The following is a 19,710-nucleotide window of genomic DNA, read 5'->3' on the forward strand; positions in this document are numbered from 1 at the left end:
GCAACCCTTCGTCAGCCGCCTGTGAAGGATGACCTGTCGGGTTCGGGCAGGCGAAGATGCCCGGTCGCGTCGCGACTTCACCCCAAGGGCCGGCCGGTTTCCCGGACGGCCCGCCTTGCTGGGTCCTCCACTCCTGCCGATGCACAGATGTCGACCGGTCATCCGGGTGGCGGCAGGACTCGGCGTCCGCCCGGACCGCCCCGCCGCTTGTGGCGGGGGCTTGTCGTCGGAAGGGATCTTCACCCGAGAGTGGCGAAAAAACCGAGCCGAATCGGCCGTATGTGAGGCTCCTCACGACTGACCCGTTCAGGTGGACAGAGCCCGAAAGGGGCCTGGGTCACAGTCGGAGACGATTGCCCGAACAGCGATGGAACGTCCGGTTCCGGGCGCCGCGTAAGGGAGTTGTGCAACTTCAGGGGCACACGCGTGCGAGTGTTTCCTACGCTGAAAGAGCTACCGCCTCTGGTCGCATCCCGGTCCGGGCCGGAAGCGGCTCGACGCCCGTCCGCGCGTCCGCACCCCCAACGGGCGGACGGCGCGGGCGCGCTGCGGCCGTGGCGCTCGGACGGGCATCCGGTGCGACGGCGCACCTCGGGTGCGCGGCCGCGAAGGAGGCGCGGCGGTTCGGCGCAGGGGGGTGTGCGGGACCGGCCGAATCGGCCTCGACCGCCCCGTCAACTCCTAGCAGAAACGCTTGGCCGACTCGCCGATTATGGGTGTGGTCACCCCGTCTCCTCACCTCTTGTTGCCTCTTGGCGGATGGGGCCCCGCCCTCGGCGGCTCGGTCAGCCACCCGTCGGCGGTGCCTCCTCGTCGACCGCGGGCGGCGGCAGGGCCACGCGCGCGGCACGTTGCTCGCCGTCCAGCGTGCGCAACGCCCGGGCCAGCGTCGCCGTGTGGACCTCGGCCTCGCCCCGCTGGTGCATCAGCGTCAGGGCGTCCCGCAACTCCACCGCCCTGCTGACGAGGGCTTGTGCGGCGCGCAGGCCGCCGTACGTGTGCTCCGCGCGCGCCGGGTTGATACGGCCGACCAGGTCCACCACCGCGAGATAGGCGTCGATCAGCTCGCCCTCGGCACGGGTCAGGGCGGGCAGCGGCGGCAGTTCGGGCAGCACCCGGGCCTCACCCGGCGGTCGCGGTCGTGGCGCCACGGTTCGGCACGATGCGGTCCACCAGGCCGAACTCCACCGCGGCCGCGGCGTCCAGGACGGTGTCGCGCTCGACGGCCGCCGCGATCCGCTCGGCGTCGCGCCCCGTGTGCCGTACGAGCATCTCCTCGAGGAGCGCGCGGGTGCGCCGCAGTTCCTCGGCCTGGATGGCGAGGTCGGTCGGCTGGCCCCGCAACGCCTCGGCGAGCGCGGGCTGCTGGAGCAGCACCCGGGCGCCGGGCAGGATCGACCGCTTCCCCGGCGTGCCCGCGGCGAGCAGGACGGCGGCGGCGGACGCGGCCTGGCCGAGGCAGACGGTCTCCACGTCGCAACTCGTGTACCGCAGGGTGTCGTAGATCGCCGTGGCCGCGCTGAACGAGCCGCCGGGCGAGTTGATGTACAGCGAGATGTCCCGGTCCGGCGCGAGGTACTCCAGGTGCAGCAGCTGCGCCATGACGTCGTTCGCGGAGACGTCGTCGACGGGGGTGCCGAGGAAGACGATCCGCTCCTCCAGGAGCTTGGAGTACGGATCCAGCGTGCGCAGGCCCGAGCTGGTGCGCTCGGTGAACTCCGGCAGGACATGGCGGGCGAACGGCTGCTGCATGGACGTGCCTCCCCATCTGTGCGGCATGCGTGCGGACGCACGGGCATGCGTGCGGGCGCCGTCGCCGGGCGACGGCCTCTGTAAAAAATGTACAGGACGTACATGACGTTATGATGGGGGCACCTCCTAGTGGTCATCAAGAAGTGCCAGGCCAGAGGGCATTCCTGGGGTTCGCTATTGGCAGATCTGTCACAGATCCTCACGACCGACTAGTCGGTTAGGCGACAGCCTCGTCCCCGAAGCCGAGCAACGTCGTGAGGTGATCAGACGCGACACGAAGGTCATCAGGGCTCGGGTGGACGTACACCTTTTTCGTGAACGAAGCGCTCACGTGCCCGGCCCAGGCCGCCAGGACGACGTCTGGAACGCCGTTGACGGCGAGGAACGTCAGGCACGAGTGCCGGGCGTCGTAGAGGCGGACCTTGCGCAGGCTCAACTGCCCCATGAGGACGTAGGCGTGCTCGCGCAGGTACCGGGTAGTAAGCGGTTCGCCGAGATGATCCACGAACATGTAACCGGACGCCTTGTAGTAGGCGCCCAGTGACATCTGTTCGATCTCCTGAATGGCCTTGAACGAGAGCAGGGCCTGGCGCACGGGCTTGGGTAGGGGGAGGGCGCGCTCACCGGCCTCGGTCTTGGTGTCCTTCTCCAGCACCCGGGCGTTGCCGATCATCGTGCGGGTGTTTGCGATCTCCAGCGTTCCGGCGTCGAGGTCGACGTCCTGCCAGCGCAGTCCAGCCACCTCGGCGGGGCGCAGCCCCATCAGGCTGAGCATGAGCGGGGCGAAGATGCGGTCGTCGCGGATGCCGAGCAGGAAGTCCTTCACCTCGACCACGTTCCAGGGCGCCGGCCGCTTGTTGGCGCGACGGTGCTCCTTCCACGCCTTGCGCGGCAGCTGCACGTACTGCGCGACGTTCGCGTGCACGAGCTTACGGACGACCGCCCACCCGAGCGCCTCCTTGAAGCGGCCCAGGACGCCCTCGGTCGTACTGGGAGCCAGGCCGGTACCGGCCTTCCCGCCACGCCTACGGGCCGCCACCAGCAGCCAGGCGACCATGGAATCGACGTGGTCCTCTTCCAGTTCCTGCACGCGGATGTGGCCGAGGTACTCGTACACGTGGCAGAGGGCGTTCCTGTACCCCTGGATCGTGCTCTCCTCCAGGTCGCGCGCCTTCTTGGCGAGCCACATGTCGAGCACCTCAGACACCGTGAGCTTGTTGGGCGCCACGAACGTGCCCACCGCCCGCTGGTGACGGACGCGGGCGATCTCGTTGCTTACCTCTGTGGACGTGTCGCGGGTGATCGTGACCTGGTTGCGCCTGCCGTCGGCGTGGCGGCCGACGTCGACGACGGCGCGGTATCGGACCTTGCCGCTCTTCAGCGTGACCTTCTTGATCTGGTCAGCCATCGGGGCCTCTTCTCTACTGGAACTGGTGGGTGACTGGGGCTGTCCTGAACCCGTCAGCGCAGGGGCGTGACCATGGCGGCGTGCGTAACGCACGCCTTCGGGCAGATGGTCGGGGCGTCGTTGACGGAGCGCGCGAACTCGGCGCAGACCCACGCCATGGGTGGGCGGCCGGGACCGAGTTGCCGCTTGTAGCCGCTCGAGCCGGGAACCAGGCCCCGCTCGGCCTGCCAGTCCTGCGCTTCGTGCTGCCAGGCCCGCCAGACAGACACAGCCGCGCACCACACGTCTCCCGGATGATCCCTCAGCGACTGCAGCGCCGTCTGCCGGTAGTCCTCCGGGTCCAACTCCCGCAGACGCCCCGGGATCTCGTCGGCGGCCGGCGACGGACGGGCCAGGCGCCTCACGCGACCGACCCCCGGATGCCGTAGCTCTTACGGGCCGCCCCGCGGCGCTGCGGACGCTCGTCCGACTCGCCCTCTGGCAGGCGCAGGGAGGCCAGCAGACGGGCCAGCACGAGCGACTGCTGACGCTGCTCGACGACAACCGGGTTCGAGATCCGGTCCCCCTTCTGGTTCACCACCGTCAGCCCGCCGACCGCGACCTCAGCGGACAGCCGGTCGAGCAGGTCCGCGGTCCGGCACGCCTGCAGCAACAGCAGCTGCTCGTGCACATCCAGACCGAACACCGACGTGACCGACTCCCACAGGCGAGTGCCCGACGTGCCCAGTTCCTCGGGTGCTTCCTGCATCCCAACCTCCCGATGTGTGACGGCAACATGCCGTCTGACCTGTGGTTTTCCCGGTACCGGGAAGCTTTGACGCGCGGCCGGTGGCCCGCTCGGCGTGATCTCGCCATGGCGTTTCCGCAGGTCAGAGGGGTGCCTAACGATCTTTTTAGGGTCCCCGCTCCGCGAGGGGCTAACGTGCCCGATCCGAAGATCGCTGATCGTTGGGGGCGGCGCCCCACCCCTGTTGATCAGCGATCGTCCGGGCGCCCCGCCGCACGGGTGGCCGGGCGCCCGGTGACGGCCGCGGAGGAAAGGAGAACTCCCGCCGTCTCTCGCGTTCCGGCCCCGTGACAAGCGGTCCGCGAGCGGTCTGTGCACCACACGCCCATGCACCAGGGCATGTGGTGCCATGCCCTACGCCCCGTAGGCGCCTGCCCTGCTGTCGCGCAGGAAGCGGTCGAACGCCTCGGTGCCCGTCTCCTGCGCCCGTACCGGGCCGGTGCCGGGGGTGAGCGACTCGACGTCGACCGGGGTCGGCTCGGGCTCGGGTGCGAACCCTGCGGGCAGCGTGTACCGCACGATCTGCCGCTTCGCTGCCACGGCCTGGCGGATGGGGTCGGTGCTCATGCCGCGTCGCCTTCCGACTCGGGCCCGAGGTTGATGGCGCCGGCGGCTACCGCGTCGATGTCGCCCCAGCCGTTGAGCTCGGAGGGCTTGCTGAGGTTGCACAGGATGTTCTCCTGCAGTCGGGCCCGCTTGCCGTTGGCCTGGTGCAGCTGGTCGAGCTCGGCGACGAGCCCCTGCCGACGGTCGTCCTGCGTCTGGGCGTAGTCGTTGAAGAGGCCGGCCCAGTGGTCGCCGAGGTCGCTGTCGCCGCGGCGGTCGAAGGCGGTGGCGGCGATGGCTCGGCGCAGGTATTCGTCGCCGGTGAGGTGGGCCTGCTGGAACATCCTGCGGGCCTTGGCGGGGGTGTCGATGTCGGCGGCCCGGTCCATGGCGTCGCGCATGGCCATGACCTCGGCGGGGTTGGTGGCGCCGTGGACGCCGAAGACCTCACCCATGAGGTAGCCCTTGCGGTTGGTGTACGCCTGGTTGGCCTTCTCGCGGATGTCGCCGATCTGGTCGCGGTGCTGGACGTAGAGCGCGGCGAGGGCGCGCTGCTTGCCGACGTGGGACAGGTTGTCGTCGTCGCGGATCTTCTTGGACTTGGCGTTGTACTGCTCGACTAGCTTGGAGATGCGGGCGAACGAGGTGTCGTCGAGGGGCATGTCAGTCTCCTTCAGGGATGGGCCGGTTGGGGCATTGGCGGAGGTGGGTGTTGCCGCAGGCAGCGCGTGTCTTACACACGGCGTCCCCGCAGCCGAGGGGGCAGCGCAGGTACGTCCCTTTGCGCTGGAGCTTGGCGCAGGTCGCGCAGAAGATGCGGCGCAGCTTGGTGCGCTTGCGCGAGTCGAGGCCGGCCGCGCGTGCCTCGGCGAACGCAGCCCGGTCCTCCTGGGGTCGCTGCTTGGCCGCGGCGATCCGCTTCCGTATCTGCTCCTCCACGTGAGAGGTCACGGCGCCTCCTTCGGCGGGTCGTAAATCCATGGATGGACGTCGTACTTGGGCGAGGGCCGCTGCCCCCGCTGGCCTGGTTTGCGGGGTGGTGCCGGAATCTCGGCGACCCAGCCGAGTTCTTCGAGTTCGTCCATGGCGTCCTTGATGGCTTCGGCGTCGACAGCGCCAGCCGACCCGGTGGCCTTGCGGCCCTTGAACGATTCGCGGATCTTGCGCGCGGTGACGGTAAAGTCGTCGGCCAGAAGGTCGGGAAGCCGGTCGAGGATGTCGCGCAGGAGCTTCCGGCCGCTGTCCCCGTCGCGAGACATGAGCGCGAATGCCGCCCGTGCGTGGGCGACGAGGTAGGGCGACAGGCAGACTGCGCGGGTCATGGCGTCCTCGTCGATCTCCGAGGCTGCCGAGGATTCGTAGAGGGCGAGGCAGGCGGCGAGGCGGATGATCTGGCCACACAGCTTTCCGGCCCACTCGGTGATGTCGTGCAGCTGCCCGCCGTCGGCCTTGTCGTGCTCGGTCTGGTTGTAGAACTCGGCGAACACCTTGCGGGCGCGCGCGGTGAGCGTGAGCGTGCGCACGTTCTCGTTCGGCCAGACGTCGTCGACCAGGCGCACGATGCGCTGCGCGTAGTCGAGAGCGACACCGGAGGGCACTTCGGGAGTGTCGAACGAGCCGGGCGGCATGGGTGCGGGCAGGGCGTACAGGAATCGGTTCAGGAATCCGGAGGACTTGAACTCCGGGTTGTCCTTCTCCATGTGCTCGACGACCCCGGGCTGGATGATGAGCGTGAGCGTCAGGGCAGTGCGGGGCATCCAGGCGTGACCGCGGCCGACACGGTCGATCTCGTGGCCGGTGCCGCTGTACGCCTTGAGGACAAGGGTGATGTCGGCGCGGCCGTTGCCGTACAGGCCGGCGCAGGCCTTGAAGAATCCGGCCTCGGACTCGTGCAGGGCCATCCGGCCGCCGTTCTCGCCCATGACCTTGCCGAGTGCTTCGAGGGTGACGTCCCCGACGAAGGCCTTCGGCAGGCCGGGCTGGCCCTTGAGTTCGAGGAGGGTGTCGAGGACGGCGCGGGCGTCTTCCTTGGTGGCCTTGTTGCGGGAGACGTCGTTCTCGACGGTGGCGAGTTCCTTCTCGGTAATTCGGATCTCTTGCTCGTTCTGCTCAACCAGGGCGCGCTGCTCCTCGCGCAGCTGGCCGATGCGGTCGCGCATGGGTGCCGAGGCCGCGTCGAGCGCGGGTGTCTTGCGCGCGGATGAGTCGGCCAGGCCGAGGCAGTACAGACAGACGTTCTCTGCGTCCCAGCCGTCCTTCACCTTCACCTGGGCCCGTCCGCCGAGGGCGGCGGAGATGGTGCCGAGGGCGGAGAAGGCGAGCAGGTCGTCAGAGACGTTCAAGGATGCGCTCTGAGCGCGCACCCACGCGGCGAGGGAGTCGCCGAGGACGTCCGTGGGGAAGGCCGGAAGGGTCTGCCTCGGCACGGGCAGAGGCGGGTCCCAACACGGACCGCCCCCCTTATTTTCCGTTCCATCTATTCCAGCGGATGGGATGGTTGCCGCGTCCTCGGGCCCCCAGAGGGGTTCGCTGGAATTACTGGAATCGATTTGGGTGGGGGCGGTCCGTGTGGGCGGCACCAGATCGTCGAACGTGCCGCCCGCTCGGATGTGGTCCGTCATGTCCTTCGCGCGGTCGGACTCCAGGACGCGGACGGGGATCCCGGCGCGCTTCAGGGAGTCCTCGACGGCCGCGGCGTGCTTGCGTCCGGGCTCGTCTCGGTCGGCGACGACGACCACCTCGGAGGAACCACGCAGGGCGGCCGTGTAGTCGTCGTGCCACTTCCCGGCGCCCCCCACGTTGCAGGTGGCGATGACGTCCATCTGGGCGAGGGTGTCGACGTCCTTCTCGCCCTCGACTACGACGACGATTCCGCCGGCCTGCGCCTGCCGGATGACGTCGGGCAAGCGGTACAGGACGCGGCGGACGCCCTTTACTCCGGGCGTGCCGTCGGGCCGGAACTGGCGGAACGTCTTGCGCTCGCCGTTGTATCCGGGCTCCAGACGACGGACGAGGTACAGCACCTCGCCGTGCTCGTCGGGGTACAGGTACTCGGCGGCGACCTGCGGCCGTTCTTGCTGCTGCAGGGGCTCGTCGAACAGGTCGGCCATGGACAGGCCGAGGGCGCTCACCACGTCCTCGGTGGCGCATCCGGCGTGGCAGTTGATGAGCACGCCCTTGTTGCCGTTGGTGACGGACAGGGAGGGGGCCTTGTCCTCGTGAGCGATGCACTGCCAGGCGGTGCCGCGGCCCTTACTGCCGTGCTGTTGTAGCGCCTCGACGACGCGGCCGTAGGCGCTCACGCCTTCACCGTCATGGGCCGCAGTTGTACGACGTAGACGAGTCCGCAGGGTGCGGTCTTGAGGACGGAGCGAACGAGCGGGAGGGGTGCGCGGTGCAGGTGCGGGTGTCCACAGCCGGGACACTTTTCGACCTTCACCTGTCGGTGCCACTTACGGGACCGGGACCGGTACGTGTCCAGCCGACCCTGTACCCGGGGCGGCGCTCCCTGCGCTACGGTGACGGTGAGCCGACCGTCCGCAGTGAGGCTTTCACGATCCCCGGGAGTTAGGGCCTCTCGGGGATCGCTGCTGTTCGTGCTCATGCTGCTCCTTGCTTCTCCCCTGAGAGCAGGCGCACGAGGTCGGCAGTGATGACGACGGTGCGGTTGCTGCCGAGCGGGAGCGTCTGCACGGGGGATTCGCCGCGCTTGATGAGTTCGTGCAGATGGCTCTTGCTGCAGCCGATGGCGGTTGCTGCTTGGGCAACGCTGACGGTGGCTGGCCATTGCCGGATTTCGTTCAGGGTGGGCTGCGCGGCCTTCCGGGCGGTTGTGTCGGTCGCCAGGCGGATTTTCTTGGTCATGCGGCCACGTCTCCTGACTGCTCGGTGAGGAGGTCGTCGACCGAGCTGCCGAGGGCGTCGGCGAGGGCGGCGATGACGTGAACTGGTGGGGTAACGCGTCCGCGCTGGTACTCCTGGATGGAGTAGGCGGAGCGGCCGATGGTGATGGCGAGCCGTTCGATGGAGATGCCAGCGGCTTTCCGGGTCTCACGGAGGCGCTGGCCGGAGAAGTACCGAGCCATGGGTGAAGGTCTCCTGAAAACACGAACGCCGAGCACGACTGACCCATCCCGGGTCTAAGTCGTCTCGGCTCCCTGTGTCAGGTACTACGGCTGCATCGCGCTACGCCGCTTCACCGTTCGCCCTTGCCAGCATCCTGGCGCCATCGCGGCTCCCGTCCATGTCGGCCGGGGGATGCCCCTGGGGGCTAGAACTCGGTGTTCTCTTTGGCGCAATACCGTACTACATGGGGAGCCGATGCGTGTAGTGGCTCTCGGCGTGATGATGGGGCGGGTGTCGCGACAAGGGCTCGCCCGCGAAGTGTCAGGCTGGGTGTCACGGGCTGTTGTCAGGGCGCGTGACACCCGCTCCCGCCTAGGGGTTTGGGTGTCACGCGGCCGTGACGGTGTCAGGTGTCAGGCGGGTGTCAGGGCGGGGACGATGCGCCACCGGCCGGTGGTGTTGGTCGCCTCCAAGCGGCCCTCGATGGCCGCTTCCTTGAGTCGCGCGGACACCCACGGGCGGGACAGATCATGGCGGTCGCACCAGTCGAGGAAGTCCCGCGGGCCGACGACCATCTGCCCCGCGGCCTCGAACTCCTCCAGTGCGCGGGCGAACAGCTCGCGGGCCTCGGCGGGGGTGGGTTTACGGCCTGCCTCCTGACCGAACAGCGGGACGTCGTCGCCCGGCTGTACGTCGGGCAGCTCCGCCTCAGGGTCGACGTCCGCGTCCTCGGGGTCGACCAGCGGGCCCTCGTCGTCGACATCCTGCTCGTCGTGCGCGCGAGCCTGTGCCGCCGGCGGCACGGCTTCGCCGTCGGGGCCGGTGCGGCCGGTGTACGCGGTCCCGGCCACGGACTTGAGGGCGTGCGCGGTGACGGGATCGGCGGTCGCGCCGTGGCGCTGTGCCCACAGCGCGAGCCGCTGCATGGCGTCCACGGCACGCGGCGTGAAGCGCCAGGTGCGGCCCGGGCAGGCGTACCGGGCGTCGTCGATGCCGGACGAGACGACGTAGCAGTAGCCCGGCTTGCGGTTGCCCCAAGCTCCGGGGTGGGCGCCCGCGTCGATGACCCGCTCCGGAAGGCTGAACGACTCATCACGCTCGTCACAGCCCAGCGCGATCACGGACGACAGCGCGGCCCGCGTGGACGTCGACATCTGGTCGTAGGACGGGCGTTGCAGGGAGACGACCACGGCCATGCCCGCGGAGCGGGCTTCCTGGGTGATGCCGGTGAAGGCGTCGTCGCCGATGAACCGCAGAGTGTTCGCGGCTTCCTCCCACCAGGTCACCATGAACGGCATCCCCGGGCAGCCGCATGCACGGCCGTCGGGGCGGCAGGAGCGCTTCGGGTCGCGCTGCTCGCACGCGGCCTCAGGCACCCACTCGCGGTAGCCGTGGGCACCGAGCCAGCGCGTGCGGGCCGGGATCGCCGCCTGAACGGCGGTGACCATGATCTCGGTCGGGGCTCCGCCCTCCACTGCCCAGTCGTAGCCGGGCAGCAGCGGCCGGAAGTCCTGGAACGACTTGGGGTCGGACATGACCAGGACGACGTCGCTGCGGGACAGGATCTCGGTCTGAAGGTTCAGGGCGGCGTCACCCTTGCCGGACCCGGTGCCACCCGCGACCAGCACGTGGGTGGAGTTGCGGTTCACCTCCGGATCCGGGTCGCCGGGCAGCCAGAGTTGGAGCGGGGCGCCGTCGTCGTAGCGGCCGATGACCAGCGGGTCGGCGATCGACCCGCCGAGGTTGGAGGGGCCTTCCCATTCCTCGGCCTGGTTGAGCATGTCCTCGGGGACGATGACCAGGTCGCCTTCGCGGGCGGAGTCGGGGTCGGGGTGGTAGCGGACGGCTGACGTCGGCAGGTTCAGTGCTGAGGCGATCCGCGGCAGGGTCCTGGGGACGTCGTCGTTGGTCTGCTCCCCCGGGACCAGGCCGACCCTCGCCGTGACGCGGTTCGGTTCCGCCCGGGCCGCGTGGATCTGCGCCCGCGCCAGCCCGATCTTCTCCATCAGCCCGCCGTCCGCGCCGCCCGTACCGTCGCTGGTGTCGGAGGTGCGCATGAGGATCCGCACGTTCCATGACAAGGCCAGGGCCGGGCCGCCCATCAGGTACAGGTCGTCGACCGGTCCGGCGGTGGGTCCGGCCAGGCACGCGGCGGTCAGCCACGCCGAACCCAGCGCCGTGGTGATGGCCGAGTGCAGACGGCGCTGCCTGCTCGCCGCCTTGCCCATCACCCAGGCGCCGCCGGACACCGCGACCGAGGTGAGGGTCAGGCCCACGGCGGCGGCCGGGGAGGCATCCCACCGCATGTTGCCCAAGCACCCGGCTACGCCGACCCCGGCCACGCTGAGCCACGGGGGAAGGTGCGGCTTGGCCTGGTGCAAGAGGTAGTTGCCGACCCCGCCCGCCCCCGAGCCGCTGTCTCGCGTCATTACTGGCACCCCCGAGTTTCCGCTGCCCATGGGCGGCATCGCTGCCACGATCCGCTCTACGTCCCGGCCGTCTTGGTCCGTCAGCCTCCACCGCCGGGCGCTCACTGCTGTGCCCAGTTCATCGTCGGGGCCTTGGGCTTGCGGGCCCGGTGCCGCACCCGATTGATCTCCTCCTGGTATTCCTGTTGGAAGGTGGAGTAGCAGGCTGCGGCGTTCTTCGCCGCGTCACGCAGCGCGTTCGCGGACTTCTTCATCTTGCGGGAGACCTTGGCCGCGCGGATCCGCGAGCCGAAGGCCCGGCCCTCGGGGTCAGGCACGGCGGTGAGGACGCTGTGCATGATCTCGGAGGCCATGGCGACCTCCATCGACATCATCACCCCGGCCGCGCGCAGGGTGTTGCAGTAGTCGCGCACCTGCGCGGGCGAGTTGAACTCGGGTGGCGGCAGAAGGGACTGCCCGCCCCCACGCATCGCGGCCCGGGAGGGCCGGTTGACGTTGATGTTGATGTTCGGCATGAAGCTGCCGCCCATCGCGCCGACGAAACCGCCAGCGGCGGCCCCGGCGTTGGCGAACTTGTTTCCCTTGGCGCCCGGGGAGGCGCCGTTACGGGTCGGGGTAGCCATCAGTCGGTCTTCTCCTTCGAGGTGGTGCTCCGGAGGGCGGCCCGCGCGCCGTAAGCGGCGAGCACGCCGAGGAACCAGAGGACTTCAAGGGGCCCGGCCAGCGGGCCGAAGATGATCGCGAGCGCGGCCCACAGGCCGACGACCGCGGCGAGGGAGGCCGCCGCCCACTTGAGCGCCGTCCGCTGCCAGTGCGACGGCGCCAGCCGCTGACGGACGCTGGCCGGGAGCGTGAGCCAGAGCAGGGGCAGCAGGGCAACCACCACGATCACCCCGCCCGTCCACGGGGCGACGACGTGCAGGACGGCGGTCAGCACCAGGACCAAGACGGCGAGGCCGGCGGGCAGGAACGCGAGACGGTGGCGCCACAGCAGACGTCCTGCGGCGTTCAGGACCCGGGTCCTCGGGGAGCGGTCCGGCAGCACGACGACGAACGCCTCCTGGCGCCGGCCACGTTGGCGCGGGATGCGGATAGTGCGAGCGTTCGCGGCAGCCTTCACGCCGCGTGTACGGGTACGGCTTGACACAGCGGAACTCCTTCAGGGCTGAGCTACTGGTTGTTAGTGATGCCGGTGCGTCCGAACCACTTCTGGTGGACGTGGGTGTGCTGCTCGTTGCGGACGTAGGCGCCGCTACGGCCGCCAATGACGGCACGGGCCCCCGCGACGGCCAGGAAGAACAGCAGGGCACCCATGCCGGACAGGCCGGAGACGAACTGGCTTGCCCCGGCCAGGAACTGGCCCCCGCCCCACAGCGCGATCCCGGAGCCAACCCCGGCGCCGACCCAGCGCTGCGCGACCGGGTCGAACAGCGGCTGCGGACGCAGGTCGCGCGGCTCGGTCGCGAGGACCGGGGGCGGGGCGTGGTGCTTGGGCATGGGGACCATGCGGCCGTAGGCGTCCGGAACCCACACGACCGAGCCGCGTTCGGCGTACAGCTCGACCTTGCCGGTGAGCGGCTGCTCGCCGACGACGTCGGCGTAACGGCGGTACTGCTCAGGCAAGTTGGACGGATTCACGACGTCGTCCCCTCAAGTGCCGGGACGAGACTTCCGCCGCGCTGCTCGCGGAGCCGGGCGGACACCCAGCCCACGGACCAACCGGTCTCGTCGGCGAGCTCCCGCACGGTCTTCTCGCCGTCGAGAAACGACCCGACGTAGGTCCGTGCGTCGCCTTCCGGCATCTTCACGGCGTGGTCGCTGTTCACGGGCACGGCCGTGAGCGCGGGCCGTTCACCGTTGTTCACGGCGGACTGTTCACGGCGCGCGGCCAGGCGTTCACGGGCTTCGCGCTGCTCCCGCTCCTGCTGTTCACGAACAGCGGCTTTGTGGGCTTCGCGCTCGGCCTGTTCACGCTCGGCCCGGTCCCGTTCCTGCTGTTCACGCTTGAGCCGCTCGGCCTGTTCACGGTCGATGCGCTGCCGCTCTTCCCGGCGGGCCTGCTCGGCTGCTTCCCGCTCTTCCCTGCGCTGCAGCGTTTCTCGGTCGGCGCGCTCCCGCTCCAGCTGGGCGGCGTGCTCGCGTTCCTCTCGGCGCTCCTCCCGCTCCCGCTGCGCGCGCTCCTGTTCAAGCCGTTCCGCGTGTTCACGGGCTTCTCGGTCTGCCTGTTCACGGCGTTCCCGCTCGTGTTCACGCTCGGCCCGCTCCTGTTCACGGCGAGCCTGTGCCGCTGCCCGTGAACGCTCTTCCTCCGCGCGCCGTGAACGCTCGAGCCGTTCGAGCTGAACAGTGATCTTGCGCCTGTACGACAGGCTCGCCTCTGCGGTGACGATCAGCAGAAGTGGCGCGACCGCGTGAACAGCGACGCCCACCGGGTCGTTCGAGAGCGCGGAGTCCCCGACGTTCAGCAGCAGCGTGAACAGTCCCGTCATCCAGCGCAGGACGGCCGGCCATCCACCGGTCGTGCCTCCGAGTCGGGAGACTGCTGCGTCCAGCCGGATGACGATGATTACGGCCACGTCTACGACGAGGGGGAGGATCGGGGCCGTCCAGTCCCAGTCGTCCGGGGTGACCCGCTGCACGAGCGGGGTGACCGTGAGGACGGAGTACAGGACGGCTCCGGCTGTGATCGTCCACGTGCCGCGGCTCAACGTCCGCTCGACGCCGTGCAGCTGCTCCGGGGGCATCTCGGCAAGGGGAGTCATTCGCCCACCTCCGGGGCGGCGGCGCGCACGACGCGGTGCGCGCACAGGCAGACGGCTTCACGGTCCCCGGCACGGTTGGCGACCAGGAGAGCGGCCAGCAGTTCAGGCACGGGGGGAAGGGGGCGGCCGGACCGGCACGCCGCACGGATCGCGGCGTGCTCGGTCGGGCGCGGCACGTACACGTAGGGCTTCACGCCGCGCCCCCTTTGCCCTCGCGCGGGGGGTCGGAGTAGAAGCGCGTCGTACCAACGTCCCGGCCCCGGAAAAGACGGCGAGGGGCGGTGGGGTTGCGCGCATTCCACAGCTCGGCGCAGACCTTGTGTACGGGCTCGCTCTGGGTAGAGCGCATCGGCGTGCGACGTCCGCACAGGGTGCATGCCTGGTCGCCGCTGTGGTCGAAGTGCTCCGACAAGTGCCAGTCGAGGACGACCAGGGAGGGCACGGTCACGGCTTGGCCCCCCAGACGCGGTACCCCTCGGCCGGGTGCTCGTTGAGGCGGGCCCGCAGGTAGTCGGCGGACCAGCCGGGGTCCTCGCCACGCTGCAGCACGCCTTCCAGCGCGATCCACGCGTGCATGACGCGCTTGAGCAGGATGCGGTCATGGACTTCGCCGTCACCGACCCGGGCGGGCTTGGGGATGTCGAGGGCTTCCAGGACGGCCTCGAGGAGGACGCGTTCAGCGCTCACGGCTTGCCCCCGCCCCCGTCTCGCCCTCGACGACGACGAGGAACGCGTCCTCCCGCATCGACATCACGACGCGGGCCGGGATGCCCTCGGCCTGACGGGCCGCAGCGAACTCGTCGGCCGGCCACGAGCCGTGGGGGCCACCCGCCGGGGAGCGGTACAGGACGGTGCGCGGTCGGCGAACCAGCGTCGCCTTGTCGTGCGCGAGCCGGTCAGCGTCCGACAGGCCCGGCTGCGTCGGTGCGGGACGAACCTCGGATCGCATCGTCTCCATCACGACTCGCCTCCGTCCTGCAGGAGCTGGAGGCGCTCGATGAGCTGGTGCAGGGGGCCGACGGCGTAGGCGACGAGGGAGTCCGCCAAGTCGGCGAGCGCGAACGAGTCGTACTCGTGCAGCTCGTCGAACTCGACGGCCACCCGCACCGCACGGTCCGTCGGCGAGAACGGGCGCTGCGTCAGGTTCGCCACCGCCAGGCGGACCTCTCCGTGGCAGTGCGTCCCGACGATCAGGGGGTATTCCTCGCCCTCGTGGGAGATGTCCTCCCGGTACGCCTCTGCCGGGTGATCCCCCAGGCACCAGAACGGCTCATCGATCGTCACGGGGCCGTGGTCGCCGGTGTCCACCGTGACCGTGCCGTCCTCGTTCCGGGGCGTCTCGTGGCGCTCGTCGGCGAGGAACGCGGCCACCTGCGGAAAGTGCCGGTCGACGAAGGCGCGGGCCGCATCCTCCTCGGAGACCGGGCCGGGCGGGTACGCGCGGTCGACGGCCGCGGCGAGCGCGTCCATGACGGCCTGCTGCTCCGGCGGGAACACCCGCTGCCGGTCCCGCTCCATCTGCTGGTCGAGCTCGAAGAAGCCCTGCACGGACAGCCACGCCTCGACCTCGTGCCGCACCTCCGCGACACTCAGCGACTCCGGCACGCGCCCCGCGGCGATCTCCGCCCAGACAATCCCCAGGGCCGTCACCAGCTGCTCGCGGGACATCAGGTAGTCGACCCGCACGATCACGTCCGGGGTGTGCTCCTCGTCGCCATGCGGATCCGTCGGCCCGTACACGGGCAAGCGGCCGATCACGACTCGCCCCCGGCGCGGACCCGGCGCAGCGCCTCGTCCATGTCCGGGTCGCAGTCGGCCGCGACGGTCTGGTTGTGCAGGGCCGCGGCGCGGGCCAGCTGGCGCAGGCGCGAGAAGAAGGCGATGCCCTCATCGGCCAGCGTCTCGGCCATCTCCGGCGTGAGGTACGTGAGGTCGTCGGCCTCCAGCAGGATGTGCGCGCCGCGCACACGCGGGTCGCTGGACGCGGGATCCGATTGCACGACGGCCGAGAGGTAGAGCCCGAGCCGCCCCATGTTGAGGAACGACCGGGCGGTGCAGTCCACCGAGTCGGAGGAGTGCAGGAGGTCCTCGACGTGCCGAACGGGCTCGTCGATGTGGTCCAGGGTGCAGAAGCTGGTCGGGCAGTCGATGTACACGATCGCGCTGGTGTCGGGCGTGGCACCGATCATCGCCGGGACCAGTTCGTGCCCCGGAGTGGACGAGGGCAGACGGGATGCGGAGACGGCGCGGGCGCCAGCCTCAGTCACCGTGAACGGGACCGGCTGGTCGTCGGAGAGCTGCGGGGTGTGGTCGATGATCGTCACAGCGACACCGCCAGCTCTGCGGCGGGGATGCCGCGGTCGGCGAGGTACGCCGCGAAGGCGGCACGGGAGACACGGATCGTGCCCCGGCCCGTACCGACGCGGTACGAGGGAAGGCTCCCGCTCTTGATCTCGGCGTAGACGGTGGACGCGTCCACCCGGAGAGCGGCGGCGATGTCCTTCACGCGGAGCGGCTCGATGCGCTCCGGGGCCTGCGTCTGGGCAGGCGGGATAGGCTGAACGTGCATCTTGAGACTCCATCTCTCTGATGCCGGAGCCCCGGCAGGCGCGGTGTTGCACCACCGCGATCACCCCGCCGGGGCTCTCGTCTTGATCCCCCATAGGCGCGGGGGTGGCGTACATCTAGACTGTTCTAGAGTCCTCCGAGAGTCAAGGACTATTCTAAAGTACTCAAGAATTGGAGGGTCTGGATGTCCCCGAATCAGCGGCCGATGGCTCCGTATCGGCGCATCGCCGCCCAGATCATGGAGCGGATCGACCGGGGAGAACTTCGGCCCGGCGACCATGTCCCGTCTGTCAGCAAGATCAGGGACGCAGAAGGCGTTAGCACAGCAACAGCCGCTCGCGTCGCCGCAGTTCTGCGCGCCGAGGGTTACGCCGAATCCGTACCAGGTGTCGGCACGATCGTGATTGAACGTAAAGGGCTCATCGCGGGCGCCGACCGCTTGGGGCGCCTTCGGGCAGGCGGTGACGGCCTCGACAACGACACCGTCGAATTCCTCGGAGCGGGACTTGAGTCGGCGTCGCAGGAGGTTGCCGACGCTCTCGGACTCGACGAGGGGGCTCAGGTGGTCAGGCGTCGACGCCGCTACCTCGACACCCTCGGCGTCAAGACGGTCTCAACCACGTGGATCGAAGGGAGCATCGCCGAGCGGGCTCCAGAACTTCTGCGTCCCGAGAAGCTGCCGAAGATGACGTTCGGAGCCATCGAAGACGCAACGGGTCGACGCGCATCGAGGCAGCGCGACACCATCGCCATCCGTGAGGTGCCGGCCGACGTGGCCGAGCACCTGGGCGTCGAGCCGGGCACGAAGACCCTCGTCGTGGTGAACCACTACTGGGACCAGTACGGCGAGCCCAGCGAGTACGCCGTCGACTACCACGGGCCGGGGCGCGAGCTCCAGCGGGAGTACGACCGCGACTGAGTGGCCCGCTCGACCGGTCGCAGAACGCAGAAAGGCCCCGCACCCATGGACTGGGAGCGGGGCCTTTGTCGTGTCCGGACGTCTCACGGATATCTCACAGAGTCCGTGTGATGCGACGGTCTAGAAGCCTCTGACCTGGTCTTTCGTTGGTTTCTGCGGACTCTCCGGACTCTCTGGACGCCCAGTAAGCTAGGGGCATGGCCTACGAGATTCCGGTGACGCAAGCCCGCGCAGAGCTCGCCGACCTGATCAACCGCGTTGTCTACGGCAACGAGCGCGTGGTCGTCACGCGTCACGGCAAGCCGCTCGTGGCCCTTGTCTCCGCCGATGACCTGCGTCGACTCGACGAGCTCGAAGAGGCCGACGCGATCGGTGCCGTCGCCGAGGAGGCGATGATCAGCTCCGTCTCCTCGCTCGGCTCGTCGACGTCCGCCGCGGGTGGCGAGCGGCAGCGCTTCGGCATCGCGGCGGAGCACCGCGGGCCGAACGTGACCTAGTCCCGCGCCGAAGAGGGCGTCCATCCATAAGGGGCGTACACCCCTCGCGCACGTACATCCGCAAGGGGCGTACGCCCGCAAGGCATGGCAAAGGCCGTGTGCCCCCGTCCGCTACGGCGGGGGCACACGGCTGTCGGGTGGGGTGCGGCGTCAGCCGACCGGGGCGGCCTCGCGCACCCGGGGCGACGCCGTCACCGGGGGAGCGGTCCGGTCGCGCCGGGCCCCGACGAGTACGGCCCCGAGGCCCAGGAGCGCCCAGACGGCGAGGGTGATCGCGGGGCCCGTGGCCGCCGCCCCGTCGAAGAACGCGGTCGAGCGCAGGAGCGAGCCACCCGCTCCCGGCGGCAGCAACTGGCCGATCAGGCCGACCGGTTCGGGCAGCAGCTGCGGCGCCGACGTGACCCCCGAGAACGGATTGCCGAGCAGCACCATCAGGAGCGCGCCCACGCCGATGCCCGCAGGCCCGAGCAGCGCCGCGAGACCGGCCACGGCCCCGGCGACGGCCAGCGTCGACAGGCCGAGCACCCCGGCCTCCGCCCACCAGTTGCCCGTCAGGATGCCGAGCCAGCTGTCGGCGAGCGCGGCCGCGACGAGGCCGACGAGCGCCGCGGCGAGGACCAGCGTGCCCACCGCCCGCAGTCCGCGCAGCCCCCGCAGTGTCACCAGCGAGCCTGCCGCGACTCCCGCGATGGCCAGCGGCAGCACGCTCGACCCCAGGGCGGCCCCGCGCGGATCGGAGTCCGGGGCGGGCACCACGTCGACCGTCGTGACCCGCGCGCCGTCCGGGGCGCCCGCCGTCGCCGCCTGCTGGAGGAGTTGGGCGACGACCGGGCTCGCGGCCGAGGCCGTCAGGAGCTTGGGGCCCTGGCCGGTGGCGACGACCGCCCCGTACACGGTCCGGTCCTCAATGGCGGCGCGGGCCGCCGCCTCGTCCGCGTACCGATGGAGCTCGAACGCACCCTCCCGCTGCTGAAGTTGCTTCTGCAACGAGGCTGTGGCGTGGGCGGGGCCCGCCACGCCGAGCGGCAGGTCGCGCGGGGCGTTCCTGGCCGCGGGCCAGGCGAAGGCCCACAGCGCAAGGGTCACGATGAAGGGAACCAGCAGGGCGACCGTCAGCATGCGGCGGGCCTGCTGGGGCGCGGCAGGGGACGGCGTGGGCATGGAGTTCTCCAGAGCGAAGAGGATTGAGGGGCGGGATCTAAAAAGAAGGATCGTTCGTTTTGGCTGTGCTCCCACTGTGGGGCGGGGCGTGTCGGTTGTCAAGAATGAATGTTCGTTTTACTTTGGGGTCATGGCTCGCGTATCCCAGGAACACCTCGACGCCCGTCGCCGCCAGATCCTCGACGGGGCCGCGCTCTGCTTCGCCCGGAACGGCTTCCACGCCACGTCGATGCAGGACGTGCTGAAGGAGGTGGGCCTGTCGGCGGGCGCCGTCTACCGCTACTTCAGCGGCAAGGACGAGTTGATCCACGCCATCGTCTCCGAGGTGCTGCGGGAGATCAGGGAAGTCTTCGAGTCCGCGGCCCGGCAGACACCGCCCCCGCCGCCGGACATCCTGGTCGGCCGCGCGCTCGGCCAGGTCCTCGACCTCAAGCCGGGGCTCGTCGAGCACGACCGGCCGTACTTCCCGCGACTCCTCGTGCAGGTCTGGACGGAGACGCTGCGCGACGAAGAGCTGCGCGCCCTCATCCAGGGCGGGTACGACGCGGTGCGGGCGGCCTGGGTCCGGATCGTCGAGGGCTATCAGGCCGCGGGCATGATGCGCGCCGACGTGCCGGCGGACCGCGTCGCGCGCACGATGATCGCCATGGCGCAGGGATTCGCGGCCCAGGTCGCCCTGTTCGACGGGGTGCCGGTGGACGCGCTGGCGGACGGGGTGCGTGGCCTGATGAGTATGGGTGAGCCCAGCTGACGGTCATGGCCGGGTCAAGGGCTGGTTAACCTCGCTGAAACTCCGTCCAACTAGCCTGCCGTGCC

The 19,710-nt window shown here is 70.0% G+C and carries 26 protein-coding genes and 1 riboswitch; of the genes, 3 read left to right on the forward strand and 23 right to left on the reverse strand.

All coding sequences use genetic code 11. The features are described from left to right. Nucleotide 1: 1 nt before the first annotated feature. A riboswitch (cyclic di-AMP (ydaO/yuaA leader) is annotated at nucleotides 2–166 on the reverse strand. A 619-nt stretch (nucleotides 167–785) separates the two neighbouring features. The 22 genes from ACFVHO_RS25765 to ACFVHO_RS25870 all read right to left on the reverse strand — a co-directional run bounded on the left by ACFVHO_RS25765 (nucleotide 786) and on the right by ACFVHO_RS25870 (nucleotide 16,318). Continuing rightward, a complete protein-coding gene (locus ACFVHO_RS25765) occupies nucleotides 786–1,115 on the reverse strand; it encodes a hypothetical protein (RefSeq protein ID WP_385719186.1) in 330 nt (109 codons plus the stop codon). A gap of 7 nt (nucleotides 1,116–1,122) precedes the next feature. After that, complete coding sequence (locus ACFVHO_RS25770) at nucleotides 1,123–1,752, reverse strand: ATP-dependent Clp protease proteolytic subunit (RefSeq protein ID WP_385719055.1); 630 nt, start codon at nucleotides 1,750–1,752, stop codon at nucleotides 1,123–1,125. A 217-nt stretch (nucleotides 1,753–1,969) separates the two neighbouring features. Beyond that, nucleotides 1,970–3,160 (reverse strand): tyrosine-type recombinase/integrase, encoded by a 1,191-nt coding sequence (locus tag ACFVHO_RS25775; protein ID WP_385719058.1) that lies wholly within the window; start codon nucleotides 3,158–3,160, stop codon nucleotides 1,970–1,972. Between the two features lie 53 nt (nucleotides 3,161–3,213). Then, complete coding sequence (locus tag ACFVHO_RS25780; RefSeq protein ID WP_385719060.1) at nucleotides 3,214–3,564, reverse strand: hypothetical protein; 351 nt, start codon at nucleotides 3,562–3,564, stop codon at nucleotides 3,214–3,216. Further along, on the reverse strand, nucleotides 3,561–3,908 hold the full coding sequence (locus ACFVHO_RS25785; protein WP_385719062.1) for a hypothetical protein: 348 nt from the start codon (nucleotides 3,906–3,908) through the stop codon (nucleotides 3,561–3,563). Before ACFVHO_RS25785 ends, ACFVHO_RS25780 begins: the two co-directional genes overlap by 4 nt. 393 nt (nucleotides 3,909–4,301) lie before the next feature. Next, a complete protein-coding gene (locus ACFVHO_RS25790; protein WP_385719064.1) occupies nucleotides 4,302–4,514 on the reverse strand; it encodes a hypothetical protein in 213 nt (70 codons plus the stop codon). Further along, nucleotides 4,511–5,155, reverse strand: coding sequence for a hypothetical protein (locus ACFVHO_RS25795; RefSeq protein WP_385719067.1), 645 nt, complete (start codon nucleotides 5,153–5,155; stop codon nucleotides 4,511–4,513). Before ACFVHO_RS25795 ends, ACFVHO_RS25790 begins: the two co-directional genes overlap by 4 nt. Nucleotide 5,156: 1 nt before the next feature. Further along, entirely contained in the window at nucleotides 5,157–5,444 is a 288-nt protein-coding gene (locus tag ACFVHO_RS25800) for a hypothetical protein (protein ID WP_385719070.1), read from the reverse strand. Continuing rightward, nucleotides 5,441–7,795, reverse strand: a complete 2,355-nt coding sequence (locus tag ACFVHO_RS25805) for a DUF3987 domain-containing protein (protein ID WP_385719073.1) — start codon at nucleotides 7,793–7,795, stop codon at nucleotides 5,441–5,443. The genes ACFVHO_RS25800 and ACFVHO_RS25805 overlap by 4 nt, the downstream gene beginning before the upstream one ends. A 298-nt stretch (nucleotides 7,796–8,093) precedes the next feature. Then, nucleotides 8,094–8,357, reverse strand: coding sequence for a DNA-binding protein (locus ACFVHO_RS25810; protein ID WP_385719076.1), 264 nt, complete (start codon nucleotides 8,355–8,357; stop codon nucleotides 8,094–8,096). Then, complete coding sequence (locus ACFVHO_RS25815; RefSeq protein ID WP_385719079.1) at nucleotides 8,354–8,578, reverse strand: helix-turn-helix domain-containing protein; 225 nt, start codon at nucleotides 8,576–8,578, stop codon at nucleotides 8,354–8,356. The genes ACFVHO_RS25810 and ACFVHO_RS25815 overlap by 4 nt, the downstream gene beginning before the upstream one ends. A 393-nt stretch (nucleotides 8,579–8,971) precedes the next feature. Beyond that, nucleotides 8,972–10,987, reverse strand: a complete 2,016-nt coding sequence (gene traB / locus ACFVHO_RS25820; RefSeq protein ID WP_385719081.1) for a plasmid transfer protein TraB — start codon at nucleotides 10,985–10,987, stop codon at nucleotides 8,972–8,974. A 101-nt stretch (nucleotides 10,988–11,088) separates the two neighbouring features. Further along, entirely contained in the window at nucleotides 11,089–11,610 is a 522-nt protein-coding gene (gene traA / locus ACFVHO_RS25825) for a plasmid transfer protein TraA (protein ID WP_385719084.1), read from the reverse strand. Next, nucleotides 11,610–12,134: a hypothetical protein gene (locus ACFVHO_RS25830; RefSeq protein WP_385719086.1), complete on the reverse strand. Its 525-nt coding sequence runs from the start codon at nucleotides 12,132–12,134 to the stop codon at nucleotides 11,610–11,612. Before ACFVHO_RS25830 ends, traA begins: the two co-directional genes overlap by 1 nt. A gap of 23 nt (nucleotides 12,135–12,157) precedes the next feature. Beyond that, complete coding sequence (locus tag ACFVHO_RS25835) at nucleotides 12,158–12,625, reverse strand: hypothetical protein (protein WP_385719089.1); 468 nt, start codon at nucleotides 12,623–12,625, stop codon at nucleotides 12,158–12,160. Beyond that, nucleotides 12,622–13,626: a DUF2637 domain-containing protein gene (locus ACFVHO_RS25840; RefSeq protein WP_385719092.1), complete on the reverse strand. Its 1,005-nt coding sequence runs from the start codon at nucleotides 13,624–13,626 to the stop codon at nucleotides 12,622–12,624. The genes ACFVHO_RS25835 and ACFVHO_RS25840 overlap by 4 nt, the downstream gene beginning before the upstream one ends. A gap of 119 nt (nucleotides 13,627–13,745) precedes the next feature. After that, on the reverse strand, nucleotides 13,746–13,943 hold the full coding sequence (locus ACFVHO_RS25845) for a hypothetical protein (RefSeq protein ID WP_385719095.1): 198 nt from the start codon (nucleotides 13,941–13,943) through the stop codon (nucleotides 13,746–13,748). A 250-nt stretch (nucleotides 13,944–14,193) separates the two neighbouring features. Further along, complete coding sequence (locus ACFVHO_RS25850) at nucleotides 14,194–14,436, reverse strand: hypothetical protein (protein ID WP_385719098.1); 243 nt, start codon at nucleotides 14,434–14,436, stop codon at nucleotides 14,194–14,196. Further along, nucleotides 14,426–14,707 carry a hypothetical protein gene (locus ACFVHO_RS25855; protein ID WP_385719101.1) on the reverse strand — a complete coding sequence of 94 codons (282 nt, stop codon included), beginning with the start codon at nucleotides 14,705–14,707 and terminating at the stop codon, nucleotides 14,426–14,428. The genes ACFVHO_RS25850 and ACFVHO_RS25855 overlap by 11 nt, the downstream gene beginning before the upstream one ends. After that, complete coding sequence (locus ACFVHO_RS25860) at nucleotides 14,707–15,507, reverse strand: DUF6907 domain-containing protein (RefSeq protein WP_385719104.1); 801 nt, start codon at nucleotides 15,505–15,507, stop codon at nucleotides 14,707–14,709. The genes ACFVHO_RS25855 and ACFVHO_RS25860 overlap by 1 nt, the downstream gene beginning before the upstream one ends. Beyond that, nucleotides 15,504–16,073 carry a DUF6907 domain-containing protein gene (locus ACFVHO_RS25865; RefSeq protein ID WP_385719106.1) on the reverse strand — a complete coding sequence of 190 codons (570 nt, stop codon included), beginning with the start codon at nucleotides 16,071–16,073 and terminating at the stop codon, nucleotides 15,504–15,506. Before ACFVHO_RS25865 ends, ACFVHO_RS25860 begins: the two co-directional genes overlap by 4 nt. Then, nucleotides 16,070–16,318 carry a helix-turn-helix domain-containing protein gene (locus ACFVHO_RS25870; protein WP_385719109.1) on the reverse strand — a complete coding sequence of 83 codons (249 nt, stop codon included), beginning with the start codon at nucleotides 16,316–16,318 and terminating at the stop codon, nucleotides 16,070–16,072. The genes ACFVHO_RS25865 and ACFVHO_RS25870 overlap by 4 nt, the downstream gene beginning before the upstream one ends. Before the next feature lie 183 nt (nucleotides 16,319–16,501). Here ACFVHO_RS25870 and ACFVHO_RS25875 point away from each other — a divergent pair, with 183 nt between their 5' ends. Then, nucleotides 16,502–17,236, forward strand: a complete 735-nt coding sequence (locus ACFVHO_RS25875) for a GntR family transcriptional regulator (protein WP_385719112.1) — start codon at nucleotides 16,502–16,504, stop codon at nucleotides 17,234–17,236. Between the two features lie 197 nt (nucleotides 17,237–17,433). Next, nucleotides 17,434–17,733: a type II toxin-antitoxin system Phd/YefM family antitoxin gene (locus tag ACFVHO_RS25880; RefSeq protein ID WP_385719116.1), complete on the forward strand. Its 300-nt coding sequence runs from the start codon at nucleotides 17,434–17,436 to the stop codon at nucleotides 17,731–17,733. Between the two features lie 150 nt (nucleotides 17,734–17,883). Here ACFVHO_RS25880 and ACFVHO_RS25885 read toward each other — a convergent pair whose 3' ends face one another. Continuing rightward, nucleotides 17,884–18,894 (reverse strand): ABC transporter permease, encoded by a 1,011-nt coding sequence (locus ACFVHO_RS25885; protein WP_385719119.1) that lies wholly within the window; start codon nucleotides 18,892–18,894, stop codon nucleotides 17,884–17,886. Between the two features lie 130 nt (nucleotides 18,895–19,024). On the opposite strand from ACFVHO_RS25885, the gene ACFVHO_RS25890 reads away from it, so the two are divergent. After that, nucleotides 19,025–19,645, forward strand: a complete 621-nt coding sequence (locus tag ACFVHO_RS25890; RefSeq protein WP_385719122.1) for a TetR/AcrR family transcriptional regulator — start codon at nucleotides 19,025–19,027, stop codon at nucleotides 19,643–19,645. The last annotated feature ends 65 nt before the right edge of the window (nucleotides 19,646–19,710 follow it).

The sequence above is a fragment of the Streptomyces sp. NPDC127108 genome, assembly GCF_042677545.1.
GTDB lineage: Bacteria > Actinomycetota > Actinomycetes > Streptomycetales > Streptomycetaceae > Streptomyces.

Coding starts and splice junctions, on each gene's coding strand:
- ACFVHO_RS25770 (WP_385719055.1), bottom strand. CDS start 1,752: ATGCAGCAGCCGTTCGCCCGCCATGTCCTGCCGGAGTTCACCGAGCGC.
- ACFVHO_RS25775 (WP_385719058.1), bottom strand. CDS start 3,160: ATGGCTGACCAGATCAAGAAGGTCACGCTGAAGAGCGGCAAGGTCCGA.
- ACFVHO_RS25785 (WP_385719062.1), bottom strand. CDS start 3,908: ATGCAGGAAGCACCCGAGGAACTGGGCACGTCGGGCACTCGCCTGTGG.
- ACFVHO_RS25790 (WP_385719064.1), bottom strand. CDS start 4,514: ATGAGCACCGACCCCATCCGCCAGGCCGTGGCAGCGAAGCGGCAGATC.
- ACFVHO_RS25795 (WP_385719067.1), bottom strand. CDS start 5,155: ATGCCCCTCGACGACACCTCGTTCGCCCGCATCTCCAAGCTAGTCGAG.
- ACFVHO_RS25810 (WP_385719076.1), bottom strand. CDS start 8,357: ATGACCAAGAAAATCCGCCTGGCGACCGACACAACCGCCCGGAAGGCC.
- ACFVHO_RS25815 (WP_385719079.1), bottom strand. CDS start 8,578: ATGGCTCGGTACTTCTCCGGCCAGCGCCTCCGTGAGACCCGGAAAGCC.
- traB (WP_385719081.1), bottom strand. CDS start 10,987: ATGACGCGAGACAGCGGCTCGGGGGCGGGCGGGGTCGGCAACTACCTC.
- traA (WP_385719084.1), bottom strand. CDS start 11,610: ATGGCTACCCCGACCCGTAACGGCGCCTCCCCGGGCGCCAAGGGAAAC.
- ACFVHO_RS25855 (WP_385719101.1), bottom strand. CDS start 14,707: ATGGAGACGATGCGATCCGAGGTTCGTCCCGCACCGACGCAGCCGGGC.
- ACFVHO_RS25870 (WP_385719109.1), bottom strand. CDS start 16,318: ATGCACGTTCAGCCTATCCCGCCTGCCCAGACGCAGGCCCCGGAGCGC.
- ACFVHO_RS25875 (WP_385719112.1), top strand. CDS start 16,502: ATGTCCCCGAATCAGCGGCCGATGGCTCCGTATCGGCGCATCGCCGCC.
- ACFVHO_RS25880 (WP_385719116.1), top strand. CDS start 17,434: ATGGCCTACGAGATTCCGGTGACGCAAGCCCGCGCAGAGCTCGCCGAC.
- ACFVHO_RS25885 (WP_385719119.1), bottom strand. CDS start 18,894: ATGCCCACGCCGTCCCCTGCCGCGCCCCAGCAGGCCCGCCGCATGCTG.
- ACFVHO_RS25890 (WP_385719122.1), top strand. CDS start 19,025: ATGGCTCGCGTATCCCAGGAACACCTCGACGCCCGTCGCCGCCAGATC.